21 protein-coding genes are annotated in these 21067 nt (G+C 58.4%); 15 read left to right on the top strand and 6 right to left on the bottom strand.

The window, feature by feature from the left end:
• Positions 1 to 5: 5 nt before the first annotated feature.
• Complete coding sequence (locus AC2FFB_RS15675) at positions 6 to 2222, top strand: response regulator (protein WP_496875153.1); 2217 nt, start codon at positions 6 to 8, stop codon at positions 2220 to 2222.
• A 9-nt stretch (positions 2223 to 2231) separates the two neighbouring features.
• Positions 2232 to 2693: a VOC family protein gene (locus AC2FFB_RS15670; protein ID WP_496875152.1), complete on the top strand. Its 462-nt coding sequence runs from the start codon at positions 2232 to 2234 to the stop codon at positions 2691 to 2693.
• Here AC2FFB_RS15670 and yaaA read toward each other — a convergent pair.
• The 3 genes from yaaA to AC2FFB_RS15655 form a co-directional block, all read right to left on the bottom strand.
• The gene (gene yaaA, locus AC2FFB_RS15665; RefSeq protein WP_282027662.1) at positions 2663 to 3454 is read right to left on the bottom strand and encodes a peroxide stress protein YaaA; all 792 of its coding nucleotides are present in this window, start codon (positions 3452 to 3454) and stop codon (positions 2663 to 2665) included. The two genes, AC2FFB_RS15670 and yaaA, sit on opposite strands and share 31 nt — an antisense overlap.
• Before the next feature lie 33 nt (positions 3455 to 3487).
• Positions 3488 to 5527, bottom strand: a complete 2040-nt coding sequence (gene recQ / locus AC2FFB_RS15660; RefSeq protein ID WP_496875151.1) for a DNA helicase RecQ — start codon at positions 5525 to 5527, stop codon at positions 3488 to 3490.
• An 86-nt stretch (positions 5528 to 5613) separates the two neighbouring features.
• Positions 5614 to 5904, bottom strand: a complete 291-nt coding sequence (locus AC2FFB_RS15655; RefSeq protein WP_108860000.1) for a YggT family protein — start codon at positions 5902 to 5904, stop codon at positions 5614 to 5616.
• A 134-nt stretch (positions 5905 to 6038) separates the two neighbouring features.
• Between AC2FFB_RS15655 and AC2FFB_RS15650 the strand changes: the two genes are divergently transcribed.
• The 11 genes from AC2FFB_RS15650 (at position 6039) to AC2FFB_RS15600 (ending at position 14906) form a co-directional block, all read left to right on the top strand.
• Complete coding sequence (locus tag AC2FFB_RS15650) at positions 6039 to 7406, top strand: MFS transporter (protein WP_271951852.1); 1368 nt, start codon at positions 6039 to 6041, stop codon at positions 7404 to 7406.
• The gene (gene mepA, locus AC2FFB_RS15645; protein WP_496692797.1) at positions 7403 to 8266 is read left to right on the top strand and encodes a penicillin-insensitive murein endopeptidase; all 864 of its coding nucleotides are present in this window, start codon (positions 7403 to 7405) and stop codon (positions 8264 to 8266) included. Before AC2FFB_RS15650 ends, mepA begins: the two co-directional genes overlap by 4 nt.
• Positions 8239 to 9123, top strand: coding sequence for an esterase-like activity of phytase family protein (locus AC2FFB_RS15640; protein WP_496875150.1), 885 nt, complete (start codon positions 8239 to 8241; stop codon positions 9121 to 9123). The genes mepA and AC2FFB_RS15640 overlap by 28 nt, the downstream gene beginning before the upstream one ends.
• Before the next feature lie 91 nt (positions 9124 to 9214).
• Entirely contained in the window at positions 9215 to 9859 is a 645-nt protein-coding gene (locus AC2FFB_RS15635) for a queuosine precursor transporter (protein WP_496824063.1), read from the top strand.
• A 262-nt stretch (positions 9860 to 10121) separates the two neighbouring features.
• Positions 10122 to 10541: an alternative ribosome rescue aminoacyl-tRNA hydrolase ArfB gene (gene arfB / locus AC2FFB_RS15630; RefSeq protein ID WP_142638575.1), complete on the top strand. Its 420-nt coding sequence runs from the start codon at positions 10122 to 10124 to the stop codon at positions 10539 to 10541.
• Between the two features lie 59 nt (positions 10542 to 10600).
• On the top strand, positions 10601 to 11347 hold the full coding sequence (locus AC2FFB_RS15625; protein WP_496752211.1) for an SDR family oxidoreductase: 747 nt from the start codon (positions 10601 to 10603) through the stop codon (positions 11345 to 11347).
• An 82-nt stretch (positions 11348 to 11429) separates the two neighbouring features.
• Entirely contained in the window at positions 11430 to 12443 is a 1014-nt protein-coding gene (locus AC2FFB_RS15620; protein ID WP_496875149.1) for a P1 family peptidase, read from the top strand.
• A gap of 113 nt (positions 12444 to 12556) precedes the next feature.
• Positions 12557 to 12970 (top strand): c-type cytochrome, encoded by a 414-nt coding sequence (locus AC2FFB_RS15615; RefSeq protein ID WP_496875148.1) that lies wholly within the window; start codon positions 12557 to 12559, stop codon positions 12968 to 12970.
• A 199-nt stretch (positions 12971 to 13169) separates the two neighbouring features.
• Entirely contained in the window at positions 13170 to 13712 is a 543-nt protein-coding gene (gene idi, locus AC2FFB_RS15610; RefSeq protein WP_271951847.1) for an isopentenyl-diphosphate Delta-isomerase, read from the top strand.
• 46 nt (positions 13713 to 13758) lie between these two features.
• On the top strand, positions 13759 to 14235 hold the full coding sequence (smpB, locus tag AC2FFB_RS15605; protein WP_271951849.1) for an SsrA-binding protein SmpB: 477 nt from the start codon (positions 13759 to 13761) through the stop codon (positions 14233 to 14235).
• 167 nt (positions 14236 to 14402) lie between these two features.
• Positions 14403 to 14906 (top strand): hypothetical protein, encoded by a 504-nt coding sequence (locus AC2FFB_RS15600; RefSeq protein ID WP_281995559.1) that lies wholly within the window; start codon positions 14403 to 14405, stop codon positions 14904 to 14906.
• 203 nt (positions 14907 to 15109) lie between these two features.
• Here AC2FFB_RS15600 and glpK read toward each other — a convergent pair whose 3' ends face one another.
• From glpK to panB, 3 genes are all read right to left on the bottom strand, one after another.
• Positions 15110 to 16588 (bottom strand): glycerol kinase GlpK, encoded by a 1479-nt coding sequence (gene glpK, locus AC2FFB_RS15595; RefSeq protein ID WP_496875147.1) that lies wholly within the window; start codon positions 16586 to 16588, stop codon positions 15110 to 15112.
• Between the two features lie 70 nt (positions 16589 to 16658).
• Entirely contained in the window at positions 16659 to 17501 is an 843-nt protein-coding gene (panC, locus tag AC2FFB_RS15590) for a pantoate--beta-alanine ligase (RefSeq protein WP_496875146.1), read from the bottom strand.
• On the bottom strand, positions 17498 to 18337 hold the full coding sequence (panB, locus tag AC2FFB_RS15585) for a 3-methyl-2-oxobutanoate hydroxymethyltransferase (protein WP_496875145.1): 840 nt from the start codon (positions 18335 to 18337) through the stop codon (positions 17498 to 17500). The genes panC and panB overlap by 4 nt, the downstream gene beginning before the upstream one ends.
• Before the next feature lie 170 nt (positions 18338 to 18507).
• Here panB and AC2FFB_RS15580 point away from each other — a divergent pair, with 170 nt between their 5' ends.
• Positions 18508 to 19995, top strand: coding sequence for an ABC transporter substrate-binding protein (locus tag AC2FFB_RS15580; protein WP_496875144.1), 1488 nt, complete (start codon positions 18508 to 18510; stop codon positions 19993 to 19995).
• Positions 19996 to 20022: 27 nt separating this feature from the next.
• Entirely contained in the window at positions 20023 to 21042 is a 1020-nt protein-coding gene (locus AC2FFB_RS15575) for a hypothetical protein (RefSeq protein ID WP_281973313.1), read from the top strand.
• Positions 21043 to 21067 lie beyond the last annotated feature (25 nt).

Below are 21067 nucleotides of genomic sequence, written 5' to 3'. Positions count from 1 at the left end.
CTTTGATGAGTCTTGCAACCAAACTGGCACAGGAAAGACGCGCACGGCTTGCCGCTGAACGTCTGCTTGAGATGAAACAAGCCGAGCTATCAGCGGCCAACCGGAAATTGGGCCTGCACGCGATGGCTCTGACTAAACGCATTGGTGAAACGCGGGCCGAGGTTGAGACGGTGCGCGATGAAAATGAAAAAGTTAAATCGGACCTGACATTGGCCAATGCCAAGATCGAAGTGGCCGAACGGCGGCTATGGCATTCGATCCAGACCTTCCCAGACGGGTTTGCATTCTTCGACGAAGAGAGCCGGTTGATCGGGGCAAATACTTCATATTTCAGCCTGTTTGAGGGGCTGGATGAAGTAGCGCCCGGCATCAGCTATGGCAGAATTCTGGAAACCCTCACGCAGGAGGGTCTGATTGATACCGTGGACGAGGCGCAGGATGATTGGCGCGCCAGGATGCTGGCCCGTTGGAAGTTGTCCAACCCGCCGTCAGAAATCGTCAAGCTGTGGAACGGGCTCTATATCAAGCTGATTGATCAACGCGGTGGCGGTGGCGATGTGGTCAGCCTTGCGCTTGATATAACCGCCTCGGTCCGGCATCAGGCCGAACTGACCGCGGCGCGCGAACGGGCCGAGGCTGCAAACCGCGCGAAATCTGCATTCCTGGCCAATATGAGCCATGAAATCCGCACGCCCATGAACGGTATTGTTGGCATGACCGAGTTGATGACCGAAACCGCGCTGGATGAAGAACAACGGCTCTATCTCAACACGATCCGCAATTCCGGTGAAGCCTTGCTGGTGATCATCAACGATGTTCTGGATTACTCGAAGATTGAGGCGGATAAGCTGGTCTTGCACCCCGAACAGTTCGATTTCGAACGCTGTATCCTTGAGGTGGCGATGCTGCTGCAGCCCAGTGTTCGTGACAAGGGTTTAAGCCTTTTAGTCGACTATGACTTGTTTTTGCCAACCTTGTTCGTAGGCGATCCGGGCCGGGTGCGTCAGGTCTTGACCAATCTGGTTGGCAACGCTGTCAAGTTCACCGCGGAAGGGCATGTCTTGATCCGCGTCACGGGGGTCCCTCGCGCGGAGGCCCAGGCCTGTGATATTCATGTTGCCATAGAAGATACCGGTATCGGTATTGCCGAGGATAAAGCGGCGCATATCTTTGGTGAATTCAATCAGGTCGAGGATGAACAAAACCGACAGTTTGAAGGGACCGGGTTGGGTCTGGCCATCACCAAACGACTGATTAAATTGATGGACGGTGCTATCTGGGTCGAAAGCGAGCCGGGCCAGGGGTCCTGTTTTGGATTTCGGATAACGCTGCCGACGGTCGAAGGTCCGCAACCCGCCCCCCCGAATCTGGAAGGATGTCTGCGCCATGTGGTCGTGGTTGAAGATCTGGCTGTCAATCGAGCGATCCTGTCAAAGCAACTTGGTCGCCTGGGTGCCAAGGTTACCGAATGTACCACCGGAACCGAGGCGCTGGCTACGCTTGATGACACCGTAGATCTGGTGCTGTGCGATCACGATCTGCCGGACATGGACGGGCTGGATTTGGCGGCCACGATAAAGGGCCGGGGGTGGACGGATATCTCTGTCGTGGTCATGTCGGCCAATCCCGGCGTGATTCATGCTCATCCGGCCTGCCAGCTCATTGACGGAGTGTTGCAAAAGCCGATCCCTCGTTCAGAATTATATGCACGTCTGACCGCTCTGGGACGATCAGCGGATTCGATATCGAATGGTTCCGACATGCAAAACCCAACGGTTGCGCAGGTCAGACCGATTGCCGAGGATCAAAGGCTCATGCGGGTTCTGGCTGCTGAGGACAACAAGACCAACCAGCTGATCCTGCGCAAGATGGTCAAGGATCTGAACATTGATCTTCGCTTTGCGGGCAACGGGCTTGAGGCGGTCGCCGCCCATCTGGAATTCGACCCGGATTTGATATTCATGGATATCTCGATGCCCGGAATGGATGGTAAACAGGCCACAGGTGAAATCCGCCGCCGCGAGGTTGAAACCAATCAGCACGTCCCGATCGTAGCCCTGACCGCACATGCAATGAGCGGAGATGACCAGGGTATTTTATCGGCTGGATTGGACTACTACCTGACCAAACCGTTGCAAAAACAGAAAATCCACCAGATGATCCTTGACCATCGGCCAGACGGGACGCAACCGGTTCTTGATGACGAAACCCGAGCGATCTAGGCTGCCGATATGACTGATGACCGTGGATTTTACCCCCGCGCGCTGGGCGAGATTGCCATTTGCTGCGCAGATATGGCCGCTATGGTGCAGTTCTATGAACAGGTGATCGGCCTGCAGCGTCTGAGCGGTGATCATGACAACGCTATAACCTTCTTCCGGATAGCCGAGGGGTTTGGCGGCCATACGCAAGTTCTGGCCCTGTTTCACCACAGCACCGCGCCACGACCGGGGCAATATCGGGCCGGTGCAGAAGGTCCCGAAACAGGAGCGGGATCGTCGCTGCATCATATCGCATTGTCGCTGCCCTTCGACGAGCAGGCGGCGGTCATGAGTTGGTATGACAAGATCGGCCAACCCTATCGCATCGAGCAGTTCGGATGGGTTGGTTGGCGCGGAATTTTCACCGAAGACCCGGAAGGCAACACAGTTGAACTGGTCTCTTACGACCCGTCGATGCTGGCTGAGGCCTGATAGGGCCGGATAAAGACCAGCTTGTCGTTCTCTGACAGGTCAGGGCGGTATTCATAGCCGCCCGAGTCGAACTCCGTCAGGCTGGCGGGATCGGACAGACGGTGTTGAATGACATAGCGTGCCATCGCCCCGCGTGCCTTTTTGGCAAAGAAGCTGACGATCTTTGGCGTGCCGCCCTTGTCTTCCATGAAGACCGGTGTGATGACCCGTAATTTCAGCGCTTTGGGGTCTACTGCACCGAAATATTCCTGACTGGCGCAATTCAACAGCACATCGCTACCGGTCCCGGCTGCCTGAGCGTTCAGCGCCTTGCTTAGTTGGTCGCGCCAATAATCGTACAGGTTCTTGCCGCGCCGGGTCTTCAGCCTACTGCCCATCTCAAGCCGATAGGGCTGAATGGCGTCCAGCGGACGCAATATGCCATACAGTCCGGACAGGATGCGCAGGTGATCCTGGGCCCAGGCCATCTCTTCCACATCCAGCGAAGTCGCTTCGAGCCCCTGATAGGTGTCTCCGGCAAAGGCCAGTGCGGCCGGGCGTGTCGCCACAGCATCGGGGGCGTCCGAAAAGGCGCGATAACGGTCGCGGTTCAGGCGGGCCAGATCATCGCTCAGATCCATCAGCTTTTTCAGGTCGCCCAGCGTCAGATTGCGGGCGGTTTTCGACAGGCGGATCGCGTCATCCTGAAAGTCGGGTTGCGTGACCTCAACATTCCGTTCTGCCCAATCCAGCCGTTTGGCCGGGGAAATCACTACCAGCATAGTCGCCCTCGTTTCTTGCCTGTTGGTGGGTATCTAGATTGCCATACGCAGCACGTCCAGAAAGGCGGCTCCAAACCTTTCGTGACGGCGGTCACCCAGAACCTGTTCGATGGCGCGCGGGTCGTCTGATCGCAACTGCGCCACCTTTGCCAGTTGCGAGGCGGTACAGGTCAGCGGCTTGTCGATTCCATCAGGGCCGCGCGACAGTTGCGACTGAACTTCGAGCAGGCGGTCGTAAATCTCACCCTGATCGCGCCCGGCCAGTTTGCGGCGGGCCGGGTGCAGTTCTTCGACCGCGCCGGTCAGAACCTCCAGAAACGTGGCCCCGTATCGTTCCAACTTTTTAGCACCGATCCCGCTGATCCGGGCCATATCATCCAGCGTTGCAGGGCGGGTTTCCGCCATTTCGATCAGCGTGCGATCGGGAAAAATAACATAGGCCGGGACCCGCGCGGATTCGGCCAGCGCACGGCGTTTCGCCTTGAGTGCGCTCAGCAGCGGTGCGTCTTCTTCGGATACCATCTCTTTGACCGCAGGCCGACGGGTTGCTTTGCGGATCGTGTCCTTACGCAGGTTGATCTGCGCCTCGCCTTTCAGGATCGGCTTGGCGGCCTCAGTCATGCGCAGCGCACCGTGGCGGTCGGGATCAGGACGGACCAGATCATGGCCCATCATCTGCCGGAAAATCGCTTGCCACTGGGGCCGCGACCAGTCCTTGCCGATACCGTAGGTGGACAGCGCATCATGGCGGCGGGCGCGGATCTTGTCGGTCTCGTTGCCCAGCAGGATGTCGATCAGATGGCCTGCGCCGAACCATTCCTCGGTGCGCAGGATCGCTGACAGGGCCATACGAACCGGGGTGGTGCCATCGAACACTTCCGGCGGGCTGTCACACAGATCGCATTTGCCACAGGGTTCGGTCTGTTCACCGAAATAACCCAGCAAAGTCTGACGGCGGCAGGCCAGCGCCTCGGCCAAGCCAAGCAGGGCGTTCAAACGGGCGTGATCGGCCATCCGCCGGTCAGAGGGAGCAAGCCCCTCGTCTATCTGTGACCGGCGCAGGCGAATGTCATCTGCCCCAAAAAGGGTCAGGGTTTCTGCCGGGGCGCCATCACGCCCGGCGCGGCCGATTTCCTGATAATAGGCCTCGATGGATTTGGGCAGGTCCGCATGGGCGACCCAGCGGATATCGGGCTTGTCGATGCCCATGCCAAAGGCAACCGTGGCCACCACGATCAGACCATCCTCGCGCGCAAAGCGGGTCTCGACGATGCGGCGATCCTCGGGATCCATGCCGCCGTGATAGTGACAGGCGGTGTGGCCTTCGGCACGCAGGGCCTGTGCCAGAACCTCGGTCTTGTTACGGGTGCCGCAATAGACAATGCCGGATTGGGTTTTGCGCGCGGCGGCAAAATCCAGGACCTGTTTGCGGGGCCCATCCTTGGCGGCAAAGGCCAGGTGGATGTTGGGCCGGTCGAACCCGCGCAGAAATTTGCGCGGGGCCGTACCGTCAAACAGCTTTTCGACAATCTCGTCCTGCGTTTCCGCATCTGCTGTGGCGGTGAAAGCGGCCAAAGGCACATCCAGCGCACGTCGCAGCTCTCCGATCCGAAGGTAGTCGGGGCGGAAATCATGGCCCCATTGACTGACGCAATGAGCCTCGTCCACCGCAATCAGGCTGACATTGATCCGCCGCAACATGCCCAGCGCCGATCCGGCGGCCAGACGTTCGGGAGCCATGTACAGCAGCTTGAGCCGTCCGGCCTCCAACGCCTCCCACACGGCATCGGTTTCTTCGGGGGTATTGCCGGATGTTAGCGCGCCGGCCTCGACGCCTGCTTCCTGCAAGCCGCGCACCTGATCGCGCATCAGGGCAATCAGCGGAGAGATCACCACTGTGACCCCATCACGCATCAGCGCAGGCAGTTGGAAACACAGGGATTTACCACCGCCCGTCGGCATGATGGCCAGCACGTTTTCGCCTGCGGTCACGGCATCGACGATCTCTTCCTGACCGGGGCGGAAGTCGTCGAATCCAAAGACATCTCGCAGCAAGGGCGCGGCGTCAAACATGTGCGGGGGTGCCCTGTTTTAAGGTTTATCTGCTCTTAAGACAGGACAATCACATACTAAGATTCACTGAACAAGAGGGATCAGCCTCAGCTCAGGGCCAGAAAGAGTTCCGGCAGGACGTAGCTTCGCAGTGAAATGATGATGATCAACACGACCAGAGGCGTCAGATCGATGCCGCCAAGATCGGGCAGCACTTTGCGAATAGGGCGATAAATCGGCTCCAGGATCCGATTCAACCCGTACCAAATCTGGGCAACGAATTGCTGGTGAAGGTTCAGAACCTGAAAGTTAATCAGCCAGCTCATTATGACCTGAATCAAGACGAACCAATAGGCGATGCTCAATACCAAGTCGATCGGGCCGAAAATTGCCATCATATTCGTATACTCCAAGTCACGTTTCGGGAGAGGTAGTGGCTAGCGCAGCAAAGAGCAAGTGCGCGCTAACAGAACCCTTGCGAAATAGGCCAAAGAACCGTCTTATGACGCCAACAATAAAAAACGGGGCAGGTATGGCAGAGATTTCCAAGCGCAAACGTATCTGGGGCTGGTGGTTCTTCGACTGGGCAAGTCAGCCCTATCACACGCTGTTGGTGACCTTTGTTTTTGGGCCCTATTTTGCCGGAGTAGCCGCCGAGTATTATCTGAACGCCGGGCTGGGTTCCGATGCCGCAGACGCACGGGCGCAGACGGTGTGGGCGAACTGCATGACCATCGTGGGGCTGATCATCGCCTTCGGTGCCCCGCTGATGGGGGCGATGGCAGATGTTTCGGGCCGTCGGATTCCGTGGATATTCGGCTTTTCGATCATGTACGCGGTGGGCTCTGCTGCGCTGTGGTACACGTTGCCGGACGGGTCAAACATGTGGCTGATGCTGTCGGCCTTTGGCCTGGGTTTTGTCGGGGCGGAATACGCGCTGATCTTCGCCAATTCTCAGCTGCCCGATCTGGGTGATGACAGTGAGGTGGGCGAGATATCGGGTTCGGGATTTGCCTTTGGCTATTTCGGCGGGCTTATCTCGCTGGCGATCATGCTGGCCCTGTTTGTTGAGCAGGGTAATGGCAAGACCCTGATCGGCGTGGACCCTGTTTTTGGTCTGGACGCCGCAGCACGCGAAGGCACGCGTTTTGTCGGGCCGTTCACCGCCGTGTGGTTCATTCTGTTCATGATCCCCTATTTCCTGTGGGTGCGCGACGATCCAGATGTCGAAAAGAAAGGCAGCGTCAAAGAGGCGCTGCAGCTGCTGGTCAAATCAGTCTCTAACCTGCGCAATCGCGTTAGCCTCGCCAGCTATCTGGGCTCGTCCATGTTCTATCGTGACGCGTTGAACGGGCTGTATACATTTGGCGGCGTTTATGCCCGGCTGGTGCTGGAATGGGATCTGATCAAGATCGGCGTATTCGGGATTGTCAGCGTTCTGGCTGCGGCAGCCTTTGCCTGGCTTGGCGGCAAGCTGGACAAGAAATACGGCCCCAAACCTGTCATTCTGGTTGCGATCTGGGTACTGATCTTTGTCTGTATCACCGTCGTGATGATGGACCGGACCCAGATCTACGGCATCACCCTGCCCGAAGGGTCGGGCCTGCCGGATCTGGTGTTCTTTGGTTGCGGTGTTCTGATCGGCGGCATGGGGGGCATCCTGCAATCGGCCAGCCGTTCTCTGATGGTGCGCCACACCGATCCCGTTGCCCCGGTCGAGAGCTTTGGCCTGTATGGCTTGTCCGGCCGCGCCACCGCATTTGCGGCCCCGTTGTTGATCGGGATTGCCACAACCCTGACCGGTAGTGCGCGACTGGGGGTGTCACCCATAGTTCTGTTGTTTATTCTGGGACTGTTCCTAATGCGCTGGGTGAAACCGGAAGGGGATCAGAGCAGATGATTTTATTACGTTTTTTCGCGGTCATTGCGGCAATCACATTCGCCGGTACCGCAGGTTCAGAGCCGCTGGCCAAGCAGTTATTCGGAGGCCAAAAGCAAAGTTCACAACAAAAACCGGCCGCTTTCGGCAGTTATTCGCGCGGCTGTGCGGCGGGGGCGGTACAACTGCCCGAAACCGGACCCACATGGCAGGCTATGCGCCTGTCACGCAACCGCAACTGGGGCCATCCGCAGGCGATCGACTATGTCCAGGATCTGAGCCGGTTTGCGGCTAAGCAGTCAGGATGGAATGGTCTCTATATAGGCGATATCAGCCAGCCGCGCGGCGGGCCGATGACATCGGGCCACCGCAGCCACCAGCTGGGTCTGGACATCGATATCTGGATGCTGCCCGGTGACAACATGCGTCTTTCCCGCAAGGCGCGCGAGAATATCTCTTCGATTTCCCTGCGCCGTTCCAATGGCGCCTTCGTCAACGGCAACTGGTCCAAACAGCATCACGCCGTCCTGCGTGCGGCGGCAAAGGACAAGCGTGTGGCGCGGATTTTCGTCTTTCCCGGGGCCAAGGTGCAGATGTGCAACGACGAAAAGGGAAACCGCGCTTACCTGCGTAAAATCCGGCCGTGGTGGGGCCATCACTATCATTTCCACGTGCGGTTGGCCTGCCCAAGGGGATCAAGCGGCTGCGTGAACCAGGATCCGCCGCCCAAGGGTGATGGTTGCGCCGAAGCACAGCAATGGGTGAACAACATCCTCAACCCACCACCGCCCGATCCAAACGCGCCAGCACCCAAGAAGCGACGCGAATACCGGATGGCCGATCTGCCCAAGCAATGCACAAACGTCTTGCAATCCAACTGATCGCGGCGCTGCTGCTGACAGGTATGGTCTGGGCCGAGGGAGCAAAGCCTGCCGCTTTGCTGAACAATTTTGTCTGGCGACATCAGGCGGATTGGTTCGGCGGATATTCCGGAATTCACATCTTTGACGGTGGCACCCGCATGATCGCGCTGAGTGATCGTGCAACGATGTTGGACGCTCGTATTGATCGAAGCGAGGATGAGATTACCGGCATCGAGATACAGCGGCACTGGCCCATCCTGTCCAGCACCGGCAAGGTTCTGGTGGGCACTGCTGGCGATTCCGAAGGCTTGGCAATCGCCCCTGACGGTGGGGTCTATATCTCATTCGAGGGTGTGCACCGGGTGGCTTATTATTCCGATCCGACCGGCCCGGCGCAGGTTCTGCCACGCCCCAAGGCCTTTTCGGGTCTGGACCATAACGGCTCGTTCGAGGGGCTGGCCATTGACGGGCTTGGGCGGCTGTACACCCTGACCGAAAAGAGCCGTACCGTATCGGGGGACATACCGGTGTATCGTTGGGATGGTCAGGCCTGGTCGACACCTTTTGTCCTCCCGCAACGGGGCAAGTTCCTGCCAGTGGCGGCGGATTTCGGCCCCGACGGGCGGTTCTATGTGCTGGAACGATCGGTGTCCCTGACAGGCTTTCGGTCGCAGCTCAGGCGTTGGGAACTGAATGGTGACACACCGCAATCCGAAGAGATCTTGCTGCAAACCGCGCGTGGGACGCATGACAACCTCGAAGGCCTGTCGGTCTGGCGTGACGATCAGGGAAGGTTGCGGGTTACGATGATTTCGGATGACAATTTTCTGGCCCTTCAGCGGACGGAACTGGTGGAATATCTGCTGCCCGATTGACAGGCCTGAAACAAAGGTCTAAACGCACGGCTTGCCTTGGGACGGTCCCTTGGCCAAGTCGCCGCTACCTTGTCAAAACGGGCATCAAAATATGCAACGCGCTTTTATTCCCGGCATTCTTGCCATGGCCACCATCGTTGTGGCCTCGAACATTCTGGTCCAGTTCCTGATCCTTGACGGCCTGTTGACCTGGGGTGCTTTCACCTATCCACTGGCCTTTCTGGTCACCGACATCATGAACCGCGTCTATGGCGTGGCCACCGCCCGCAAGGTCGTGTTGGCCGGGTTTGTCACCGGCATCGTCTGCTCGCTGATCGGCAGCCAGATCATGCTGCAGGGCGACGGGTTCACCTATGCCGCTGTGCCGCTGCGGATCGCTGTTGCCTCTGGCACTGCTTTCCTGATCGCCCAGCTGACCGATGTCACCGTGTTCAATGCAATGCGCGGGGGTCGCTGGTGGCGCGCACCGCTGGTCTCGACCCTAGTGGGTTCGGCGCTGGATACAGCATTGTTCTTCACTATCGCCTTTTCTGCCTCGATCGCGATCTTCGGCGCCAATGCCGACGCTGCGATCAGCTGGGCGTGGGAGCCTGTTCCCTTCATGCTGTCTGGCCCGATGGCACCCCTGTGGGTCACGCTGGCCTTTGCCGACTGGCTGGTAAAGTTGTCGTTGGCGCTGGTGGCGCTGATCCCCTTCAAGGTGATCGTTGCGCGCCTGACCGCGCAGCCCGTGTAAAAAACGCTTTGAGAATGGCACAGCTTGTGTCACCATCCTAGTTAACCGCAACAGATAGAAAAGGAGGTGATCCAGTGTCGAGAAAGAGATTGGAGAGAGGTGTTGGAACAACCGGGGGGATCGCCCGTTAGGGCAGCCCTTGGTGGAGCGCTCGCTCCGGCTGGTCGATTGATCTAACCGACCCAACCTCCTGAACTTTCGAAGGGCCGTCCTGCTAGGGCGGCCCTTTTTGTTTCCGCACAGCACTTGTAAGGTCCGCCCCATGTTGCGGATCAATGACGATATCACCCTGCAAGACTGGGAAATGACCGAAAGCTTTGTGCGCTCTTCCGGCCCTGGCGGGCAGAACGTGAACAAGGTTTCGACCGCAGTCGAGTTGCGGTTCGAAGCGGCGCGCTCGCCCTCACTGCCTGATCCGGTCAAGGCGCGGCTGAAACGGTTGGCTGGGCGGCGCTGGACCAAAGAGGGCGCGATCATCATCCAGTGCGAGGAAACGCGTAGCCAGGCCCGCAACCGCGAGATTGCGCGGGTGCGATTGGCCGAACTGATCACCCGCGCGCTGGTCAAACCCAAACGGCGTATCGCCACCAAGCCCACCTATGGCTCGGTCAAACGTCGATTGGCCGCCAAAAAGGCCCGTTCGGATGTCAAATCTCTGCGCGGCAGGGTCGACGAAGATTGATCTGGTAACTTCTTTGCGCCTTGCTACTCTGCCCTGACAGGCGACAAGGAGGCAAAGCCATGAGGTTGGAGGGAAAAACCGCAATCGTAACCGGCGGCGCGTCCGGGTTCGGGGCCGGTATCGCGCAGAAGTTCATTGCAGAGGGCGCACGCGTGATGATCGCGGATATCAACGGCGCTGCGGCCCGCGAAATGGCAGAAACGTTGGGCGCGCAGGCTATCGCGCAGCAGGTTGATGTGGCCAGCACGGCATCGGTTCAGGAAATGGCGGACACCGCCCACGACGCCTTTGGCAGGCTCGACATCCTGGTCAACAATGCCGGAGTGACCCATCTGCCTACCCCGCTGGAGGACGTCTCCGAAGAGGATTTCGACCGTGTCTTCAACGTGAACATGAAATCCGTCTATCTGACTGCCCGCGCCTTTGTGCCGATGATGAAGGCACGCGGAACCGGGGCGATCCTGAACGTCGCCTCAACCGCCGGGCTGTCCCCACGCCCCAACCTGAACTGGTATAACGCGTCCAAGGGTTGGATGATCACCGCAACCAAGACCATGGCGGTAGAACTTGCTCCGTCCGGCGTGCGTGTCAACGCGATCTGCCCTGTGGCTGGGGAAACGCCGCTGCTGAAATCCTTCATGGGCGAAGACACCCCCGAGATTCGCGCCAAATTCCTGTCGACCATCCCATTGGGTCGCTTCTCGACTCCCGAAGACATGGCCAACGCCGCCTGCTTTCTGTGCTCGGATGAAGCCAGTATGATTACGGGCACCACGCTCGAAGTGGACGGGGGCCGATGCATTTGATCCGGACTTCATTTGGCTCAAAATATCTCCGCCAGAGGCAGCGCGCCGAGGCGCGCTTCCCTGCCCAACGTCAGAGGTTTCGATGACTCCCGGATCCAAAAACCTGATCACCGATGTCCCAGGGCTGAAGGTCGGCAACGCGCAGGACGAGGCGTTGAAATCGGGCACAACTGTTCTGACGGCGGACAAACCCTTTGTTGCTTCTGTCCATGTAATGGGGGGCGCGCCGGGCACGCGTGAAACTGACTTGTTGGCACCGGACAAAACCGTTGATCAAATCGATGCGATCGCGCTGTCTGGTGGCTCGGCTTTCGGGTTGGACGCCTGCTCAGGGGTTACGGATGGTTTGCGGGCCGACGGGCGCGGCTTTGCTGTCGGGAATGCGATTGTGCCCATCGTGCCGGGAGCAATTCTGTTCGATTTACTCAATGGCGGCGATAAAACTTGGTCCGAGAATCCATACCGCGCTCTCGGAAAGGCAGCCTACCACGCTGCCGCAGAAAGTTTTGCGCTCGGTTCAGTCGGGGCAGGAACCGGCGCATTGGCGGCTATGCAAAAAGGTGGCCTGGGTTCTGCATCGTTGGTTCTGGACGACGGCATCACTGTAGGCGCGCTTGTGGCAGCCAATCCGGTTGGCAGCGTCACGACACCTGGGGATCGCCACTTCTGGGCGGCGCCATTCGAGATCGACAACGAATTTGGCGGCCTGGGGCCAGACCTCTCATCGGGTCAAGCACAGATTCAGCAAAGCCGCAAAGCTCTAGCTATGGGGCAGGTTGACCCAGACCGGGCCAACACGGCCATTGCAATTGTCGCAACTGATGCCGCGTTAACCAAGACACAATGCCACCGCCTGGCGGTGACAGCTCATGATGGCATCGCTCGCGCGATTGTGCCTGCGCATACTTCACAAGATGGTGATCTGGTTTTCGGCATCAGCACTTCCGGTCAAGCTGTTGACCCAAGCGTGCTGCCTATGATCGCGCATGCAGCCTCGGTTTGCCTGTCGCGGGCGATCGCCCGTGCGATTTATCTGGCATCACCCAGTGCAGGCGATCTTCTGCCCTGTTGGGCAGACGTACATGACTTAAGTTAAGGACGACCCGATCCCAGCTGTGACACAGTGCCATCGCGCGGCAATCTGCGCGTTGACTCTCTGCTGCGCCAGAGGTCCTTTCTGTGCAGCCAATTCGTATCGGAGCAAAAGTTATGAATCGTATCCTCGCGACCGCAATTGCCGGCCTACTGGCCCTTCCAGTCTATGCTGAAGGTGACACCGAAGCTGGCAAGAAAGCCTTCAACAAATGCAAATCCTGCCATCTGATTGCTGATCCCGATGGCGAGGTGATCGTAAAGGGCGGAAAAACCGGCCCGAACCTCTATGGGATTGCTGGCCGTACTGCTGGGACGGTTGAAGGGTTTAAATACGGTGACAGCATTGTCGAAGCTGGTGAAAACGGCTTGGTCTGGGACGAGGCAACCTTTGTCGAATATGCTCAGGACCCCAAAGCCTTCCTGCAATCCTATCTGGATCAGACCTCGGCCAAGTCCAAAATGACCTTCAAGCTGAAAAAGGGCGCTGAGGACGTTTACGCCTATATCGTCAGTGTTTCGGGCGAATAACCAGGGAAACCACGCAATCGGTAAGACCAGAAAAGGCCGCAGCCCCTGCGGCCTTTCGTGCGGTTGATAACCGGATCAATAGACGCCAGTTTGGAATCGCGTGGTGCATTGCCCGCTTTGCACCACAGCCAAGCCTATCAGGCCAAAGCTATTCCGGAATTCCCGGTCGCACAGGCGGATCGGCAGCAGGAGACGACAAATGGGAATCATGATCCCGGCCTGGGTTGATGGTGAATTGACCCCCGTTGAAAAGCTTGAAGCCCATGAAAAGGGTCTGCGGCACAAAGCGGTGTCGGTCTTTGTTGTGCGCGGCACCGAGATTTTGCTGCAGCGCCGGGCGATGGGCAAATACCACACGCCCGGCCTGTGGGCGAACACCTGTTGTACCCATCCTGACTGGGGTGAAATGCCCTCGGTCTGTGCCGTCCGCCGCCTGCAAGAGGAACTGGGGATCACTGGGCTGTATCCCGAATATCGTCACCGTTTGGAATATCACGCCGATGTCGGCAATTCGCTGATCGAGCATGAGGTGGTGGATGTTTTCCTCGCTCATGTCCGCGGGCCACTGAAGATCGAGCCGAACCCCGAGGAAGTGATGGATATCCGCTGGATCGACTACCACGATCTGCTGGCCGAGGTGCAGCGCCATCCTGACCGGTTTACGCCTTGGCTGAAAATCTATCTGCACAACCACGCCGACACGATTTTCGGCCCCGATCTGATTATCTCGGCCAAATCCTGATGCACCTGCTTGCAAGGTCCGCCCAAGGGGCATAAATCAACCCGTCATGGCCAAGCAGAAGACAGACCCGAATTACAAAGTCATCGCCGAAAACCGGCGCGCCCGCTTCGATTACGCGATCGAAGAGGATATCGAGTGCGGCATCATTCTGCACGGGTCCGAGGTCAAATCCCTGCGGGCAGGCGGGTCGAACATCGCCGAAAGCTATGCCACGGTTGATGACGGAGAGCTGTGGTTGGTCAACAGCTATGTCGCCCCTTACGAACAGGCCAAGGTCTTCAAACACGAAGAACGTCGTCGCCGTAAGTTGTTGGTGTCGCGCAAAGAGCTGTCAAATCTGTGGAACGCGACCCAACGCAAAGGCATGACGCTTGTGCCGCTGGTCCTGTATTTCAACCACAAGGGCCTGGCCAAGATTAAGATCGGCATCGCCAAGGGTAAGAAAAACCACGACAAGCGCGAAACCCAGGCCAAGCGCGACTGGTCACGGCAAAAGCAACGCTTGCTGAAAGATCACAGCTAAAGGCGCTCGATTATCGGTTGTCAGATGGATTTGATCCTCGCGTTCTCAATCAGGCTACCGGGACTACAGATACGGCAGATATCCGGTTCGAGCCCTAACCGGTCATTGCAGTGGTCCTATAGTTCAGCGATGTTAAGGCTTGTTCATCTCAAAGCCAGGCAAAAGCTGTGACGCAAAAATTAAAAACTAAAGAGCCACGGGGTTCATACAGTTGGCTGCGTGCAACAGACTTTGCTATCTGGTTATCAATCGTAGCCGCTTCGGTTAGTCCAAGTTTCGCAGACCAAGCGTCAGAAAATGCTGGCAATCCGTGTGAAGGTTCGTGGCAAGAAGTCGTCGAACAACTTCATTCGCAAGTGCAATCTGCTAGAGGGCACAAGCAAATTATCCTATTTGTCGGAGACGACGGTAATGCTTTCAATTGTCTAAAAATGGATGTTCCAGAAGGAACTGTAAAAGCAGTGACTTTCGTAGAGGCCCAACTGGTGCAGCTCGAGAACAACGTTGATCAGAATTCGCGATTCCGAACGAGGTATTGTAGCTCGGGTCGCGGTTTTATCGGAAAATTTGACGTTACCAGACTACATCTGCCTTATAATGCGGACGAGCTTGCTTCTGATGCTTGTGTTGCGCGGCTCCAATCAACACTCAAAATGTTGGGTGGCCTGTGACATCCGCCAAAGATGTTATCCGCTTATGCAGGGCTAGAAAGCAAACACAATTGGGCCTAATGGCAATGGCAGTTTTGTCCGCTCTACCGACATTGACCATCAGCCTAACTCGCAGCACTGACTTGCCGTAGAAATTCACCGTTCGCACAGGTGGCCCCAAAAAACCCAACCTTGAACAAAGCAGAGCCCAAATGCGGCAGCGATCAGAACGCCATGGCCGCCTGAACAGCGCGTTGCCAGCGGTCATAGGCGGCGTCGCGTTCCTCTGTGGAGAGTTTGGGTTCGAACCGGCGATCCAGCGCCCAGGTTTCTGCGAATTCCTGTTGGTCGGGGTAGATGCCCGCGCGCATACCGGCCAGCCAGGCCGCGCCCAGAGCGGTGGTTTCCTGCATCACGGGTCGGTCGACCTCGGCGCCGAGGTAATCCGACAGGCCTTGCATCGCCCAATCGGATGCGCTGGCACCGCCGTCGACGCGTAAGATGACATCGGTATCTGCGCCCCAGTCGCCCTGCATGGCATGCCACAGGTCTCGGGTCTGATAGGCGATGCTTTCCAGTGTTGCCTTGGCAAATTCTGCCCGGCCGGAATTGCGGGTCAGCCCAAAGACCGCGCCCCGGCAATCGGGTTTCCAATAGGGCGCGCCCAATCCGGTGAACGCAGGCACCAGCACAACATGCTGGTTCGGGTCGGCCTGCTGCGCCAGCTCGCCACTTTCCGGGGCGGTTTCGATGATCTGCAGCGCATCGCGCAGCCATTGGACTGCTGCGCCTGCGACAAAAATCGAACCCTCAAGTGCATAGGTTCTTTGTCCGTCCAACTGATAGGCGATCGTCGTCAGTAGGCGGTTCTTCGAGGCGACCGGCTGTGGCCCGGTATTCAACAGCGCAAAACAGCCTGTCCCATAGGTCGATTTCATCATGCCGGGCTGAAAACAGGCCTGCCCGATAGTCGCGGCCTGCTGATCGCCCGCAACACCCAGAATCGGGATTTTTCCCCCAATCAGAGTCGTTTTTCCGAAATCCGAGGCGCAATCCTGTACCTCGGGCAGCATGGACATGGGCACATCGAACAGATCGCAGATCTCGGTGCTCCAACAGCCTTTGTGGATGTCGAACAGCAGTGTGCGGGCAGCGTTGGTGGCGTCTGTCACATGGTTGCGGCCTTCGGTCAGGCGCCAGATCAGGAGACTGTCGATGGTGCCGAACAGTAGATCGCCTGCCTCAGCGCGGTCGCGGGCGCCGGGGACATTATCCAGTAGCCATTTTACTTTGGTGCCCGAAAAATACGGGTCCAGCAACAGCCCGGTCTGCTGGGTCACGTCATCCTCGCAACCGGCCTGCTTGTAGCGGGCGCAGATATCGGCGGTGCGTCGATCCTGCCAGACGATTGCGTTGTGGATAGGCTCGCCGGTCTGTTTATCCCAGACCACGGTTGTTTCACGCTGGTTGGTGATGCCGATACCGGCAATCTGATCGGGGGTTGCGCCAACGCTCTGCATCACCTCGCGGCAGACACGTAGGACGCTGTCCCAGATTTCCTCGGGATCGTGTTCGACCCAGCCTTCTTGTGGGAAATGCTGCGTGAATTCATGCTGCGCGGTGCCTGCCCGTTGCATGTCCGCGTCGAACAGAATGGCCCGTGATGATGTGGTGCCCTGATCAATGGCAAGAATATAGGTCACGCCTGCGCCCCCCCTTCGCATTTGGTTTTGCGAGACTTTAGCGCAAACAGTCGGTTGCGTACCAGAGTGTTCAGACGGGAATATTGTCGATTAGACGCACTCCATCCGCCCAGGCCGCGGCAAACAGGCGGGCGGGTCGGTCGGCATGTGTCAGCGGGTTCAGAGATTCCGCACAGCGCAGTTGGATATATTCCACTTGTGTAAAACCTGCGGCCAAAAGATCGGTACAGGCCTGTGCTGCCAGTGTGTCGAACGGGGCGCCGTTCTTTAGCGCGTTGGCCAGATCCAGCATGATGCGGTGTTTGTGCGCTGCAATCTCCACCCCCTCGGGCGAGAGGCGCTGATTGCGCGAGGACATGGCCAGACCCGAGGGTTCACGCACCGTGGGGCAGCCGATCACTTCGATCGGGATATCCAGATCGCGCGCCATGCGGCGCACGACCAGCAGCTGTTGATAGTCTTTTTCCCCAAAATAGGCTCTGTCTGCCTGGGTTTGCAGGAACAGTTTGGCGACCACAGTGGCGACGCCATCGAAATGGCCGGGGCGGAATTCGCCCTCCATCACACTGGTCAGGCCAGTTACAGATACGGTGGTGGCAAAGCCTTGCGGGTAGATCTCGTCCGGGTCCGGCACATAAATTGCATCAACGCCATAGGGGGCCAGTTTCTGAGCATCTTCGATTTCGGTGCGCGGATAATTGGCCAGATCCTCGGGGTTGTTAAACTGCGTTGGGTTCACGAAAATCGTCACGATAACTCGGTCGGTGCCATTTTTGGCCGCCTCAACCAGAGACAGATGCCCCGGATGCAACGCGCCCATAGTTGGGACGACGCCGATTGCCTCACCATTCTTGCGCCAGTTGGCGGTCAAGGCGCGCAGATCGGAGAGGCGACGCAGGATCGGAGCGGTCATTTAGCTGTGCCCTGTGACGGAGCCTGATTGGCAAAGACATGTTCATCGGCGGGGAAAGCGCGTGCGCGCACTTCGGCGGCGTACTCGGCGATGGCGGCCTCGGCCAGTGGCCCCAGCTCGGCATATCGTTTGACGAATTTCGGTTTGAAAGCGGTGAAAAAGCCGACCATGTCGTCCACCACCAGTATTTGCCCGTCACATCCGGCGGACGCGCCAATGCCGATAGTAGGGATGGCGACCTCGGCAGTGATTTGGTTGGCTAGACTCTGCGGGACCTTCTCTAACACAAGGGAAAAGGCGCCTGCATCAGCCACGGCATGGGCATCGGCCAGTACCGTCTGTGCCTGATCATCACGGCCCTGCACCTTGTATCCACCCAGCGTGTTGATCGACTGTGGGGTCAGGCCGATATGCGCCATCACCGGGATGCCGCGCTTGACCAGAAAGCGGATGGTCTCGGCCATTTCGACACCGCCCTCAAGCTTGACGGCACCGGCACCGGTTTCGGCCATCAGGCGGGCAGCATTGCGGAACGCCTGTGCGGGGCTTTCCTCGTAACTGGCAAAGGGCATGTCGATGACCATCATCGCCTTGTCCAGCCCGCGAGCAACAGCCTGACCATGCAGGATCATCATCTCCATCGTCACGCCAAGGGTGGATTCCAACCCGTGTAGCACCATGCCGACACTGTCACCGACCAGAACAAAGTCGCAATGATCATCCATCAGTCGGGCCATCGGAGTTGTATATGCGGTCAGACTGACCAGTGGCTCGCCACCTTTTCGGGCGCGAATATCCACGGCATTCGGGGCTCTTTTGCGGGCGGTGGCGCTCATGCTCGCTCCTCGCGGTTCATGTTGCGGTGCGGCATAGCAGATTGGGCCGGGCCAAAGATAGTCCGGTTGCGCGAACATTTCCTTGATTGACCTAAGGTTTAAAGGGACATTGGTCCGCAGACCGGTCCGCGACATGCAGGACCACGCAGTTTCAGTGGGGAGACAACGATATGACAAAGCAGATGTTTCGGTCTTTTGCATCGGCGCTGGCGATTGGAGGCAGTTTGATAGCCACCCAAGCCCTGGCCAAATCCGACATCACCATCGCAATGCAGCTTGAGCCGCCGCATCTGGACCCGACCAGCGCTGCGGCACAGGCCATCGATTCGGTTGTCTATACCAATATCTTCGAAGGTCTGACCCGGTTCATGGGCGACGGATCGGTCGTGCCCGGGCTGGCGGAAAGCTGGGAGATATCAGACGACGGCACCGTCTATACCTTTAAGCTGCGCGATGGTGTGACCTTCCACGATGGCACCACCATGGATGCCGAGGACGTCAAATTCAGCCTTGACCGGGCCCGCGCTGAAGACAGCGCCAATGCACAAAAGGCCCTGTTTGCCGGGATCGAAAGCGTAGAGGTCGTGGATCCGCTGACCGTCAGGGTCACCCTGTCAGGACCAAACGGGAATTTCCTGTTCAATATGGCCTGGGGGGATGCGGTGATTGTCGCCCCCGAAAGCATAGAGACGATCAAGACCAACCCGGTCGGCACCGGCGCGTTTGCCTTTGGGGACTGGGTGCAGGGGGACAGCATCACGCTGACGCGAAACCCCGACTATTGGGGTGATCAGCCTGCGTTAGAGTCTGCTACATTCAAGTTCATCTCGGACCCGACCGCCGCCTTTGCCGCCATGATGGCCGAGGATGTGGATGTGTTCGACATTTTCCCGGCGCCGGAGAACATGCCGCAGTTCGAGGCTGATCCGCGCTTTCAGGTGCTTGTCGGCTCGACCGAGGGTGAGACGATTCTGTCCACCAACAACAAGCAGCCGCCCTTTGACGACATCCGGGTGCGGCAGGCGCTGGCCCATGCCATCGACCGTCAGGCAATTATTGACGGCGCGATGTTCGGCTATGGCACGCCCATCGGAACGCATTTTGCCCCGCACAACCCGGCCTATGTCGATCTGACCGGCAATTCGGCGTATGACCCCAAGAAGGCCGCGCAGTTGCTGGCCGATGCGGGCTATGCCGAAGGGTTCAAGACCACTCTGCACCTGCCGCCGCCTTCTTACGCTCGCCGCGGAGGCGAGATCATCGCCGCACAACTGGCCGAGGTCGGGATTGAGGCTGAAATCATCAATGTCGAATGGGCGCAGTGGCTGGAATCGGTGTTCAAGGGCAAGGATTTTGGTCTGACTATCGTCAGCCATACCGAGCCGATGGATATCGGCATCTATGCGCGGCCCGACTATTATTTCCAGTATGACAGCATCGACTTTCAGACGCTGATGGAGACGTTGAACGCCACCACCGACCCTGATGAGCGTACCCGCCTGTTGGGCGAAGCGCAGCGTCTGATCGCAAATGATTACGTCAACGGGTATCTGTTCCAGCTGGCCAAGCTTGGCGTTGCCAAGGCTGGCGTTCAGGGCCTTTGGGAAAACGCACCCACAGCGGCCATCGACCTGACCGCCATCAGTTGGGCGGAATAAGACCAGTTCCAGAGAGGAGACCGGCGCATGAGAAGATCAACCCTCGTTGCGTTGATGATCGCGGTTTTAGCCGTGATTGCGCCGGTCGCCAAAGGGGATACGCCGCTTGAACAGGCGGTGACACTGTGGCTGGAGGGCGATGATGAACGCGCTCTGCCTCTGCTGGCAGAACTGGCGGCTGATGGTGACGCGCAGGCACGTCTGCTGTTGGGGCGAATTGAAACCGCCGATCTTGGACCATCTCCGTTCCGCCAATCGCTGGGCCGAAAGGGTTCGCGCAAGCTGTTTCGTCAAAAAGACCTGACGGCCTTTGGCCGATCCTGGCTGTTGGTTGAGGCGAAAGGTGGAAATGAGCTTGCCCAAGCGCTGTTGGATGCCAAACGCCCCACACCAGACCCGAAGCTGATTGCACAGCTCAATGCGTTGGGAGAACATCAAGCTACGGACTACCCGACGCGAATTGTGGCGCTCTATGGCGATCCAGAAATGCGCGGCGATCTGTTGGCGGATGGGCAGCTGATGCAGGACCTCAAACCTTATCTGAGTTATCTGACGGTCGATCCCGAGCCGCGCGGCGACGGTCTGGCAGCGCTGCGCCACATTCAGCCTGATCCAGTTGACATGAATTCCGATCAGGCGCTGGGCATGGCGGGGTTGCTGGCCCTGGGGCTGGGATATGGCGATCTGTCTGTGGACAATAGCTGGCGCCCGGCGGTGGAAAACTGGTTGATGACATCCCAGTCGACCCGCCCCATCGCGCAGCTCTGTTCTGACCAATGCGGGGCCGAGGCACCAAACTGCGCCTTTGCCTTCCTTGCCCTGTTTGGCGGCTATTTCGAGGTCATCCGCATCGACAGCCCGCTGGAAACGCTCATCCCGCAGGAGCAGTTTCTGGACAGTCCTCGCGCGCGCCTGATGGTCCTTCGTCGGGCGGCACTGGCCCGGACCGAGACAAATCTGGAAACGCTGGTGGACAGCGCACCCGCGGCGAAGCTTTCGACCTGCGCGACTGATTTGGTCCGGCAAGAGCAGCAGTCCTACAAGTAGCTGTTGCGTAGGCGCCGCTCGCACC

It is taken from the genome of Ruegeria sp. YTSA219, assembly GCF_059609985.1.
The sequence above is the reverse complement of the archived record's forward strand: the minus strand, read 5'-3'. Positions and strand labels throughout refer to the sequence as shown.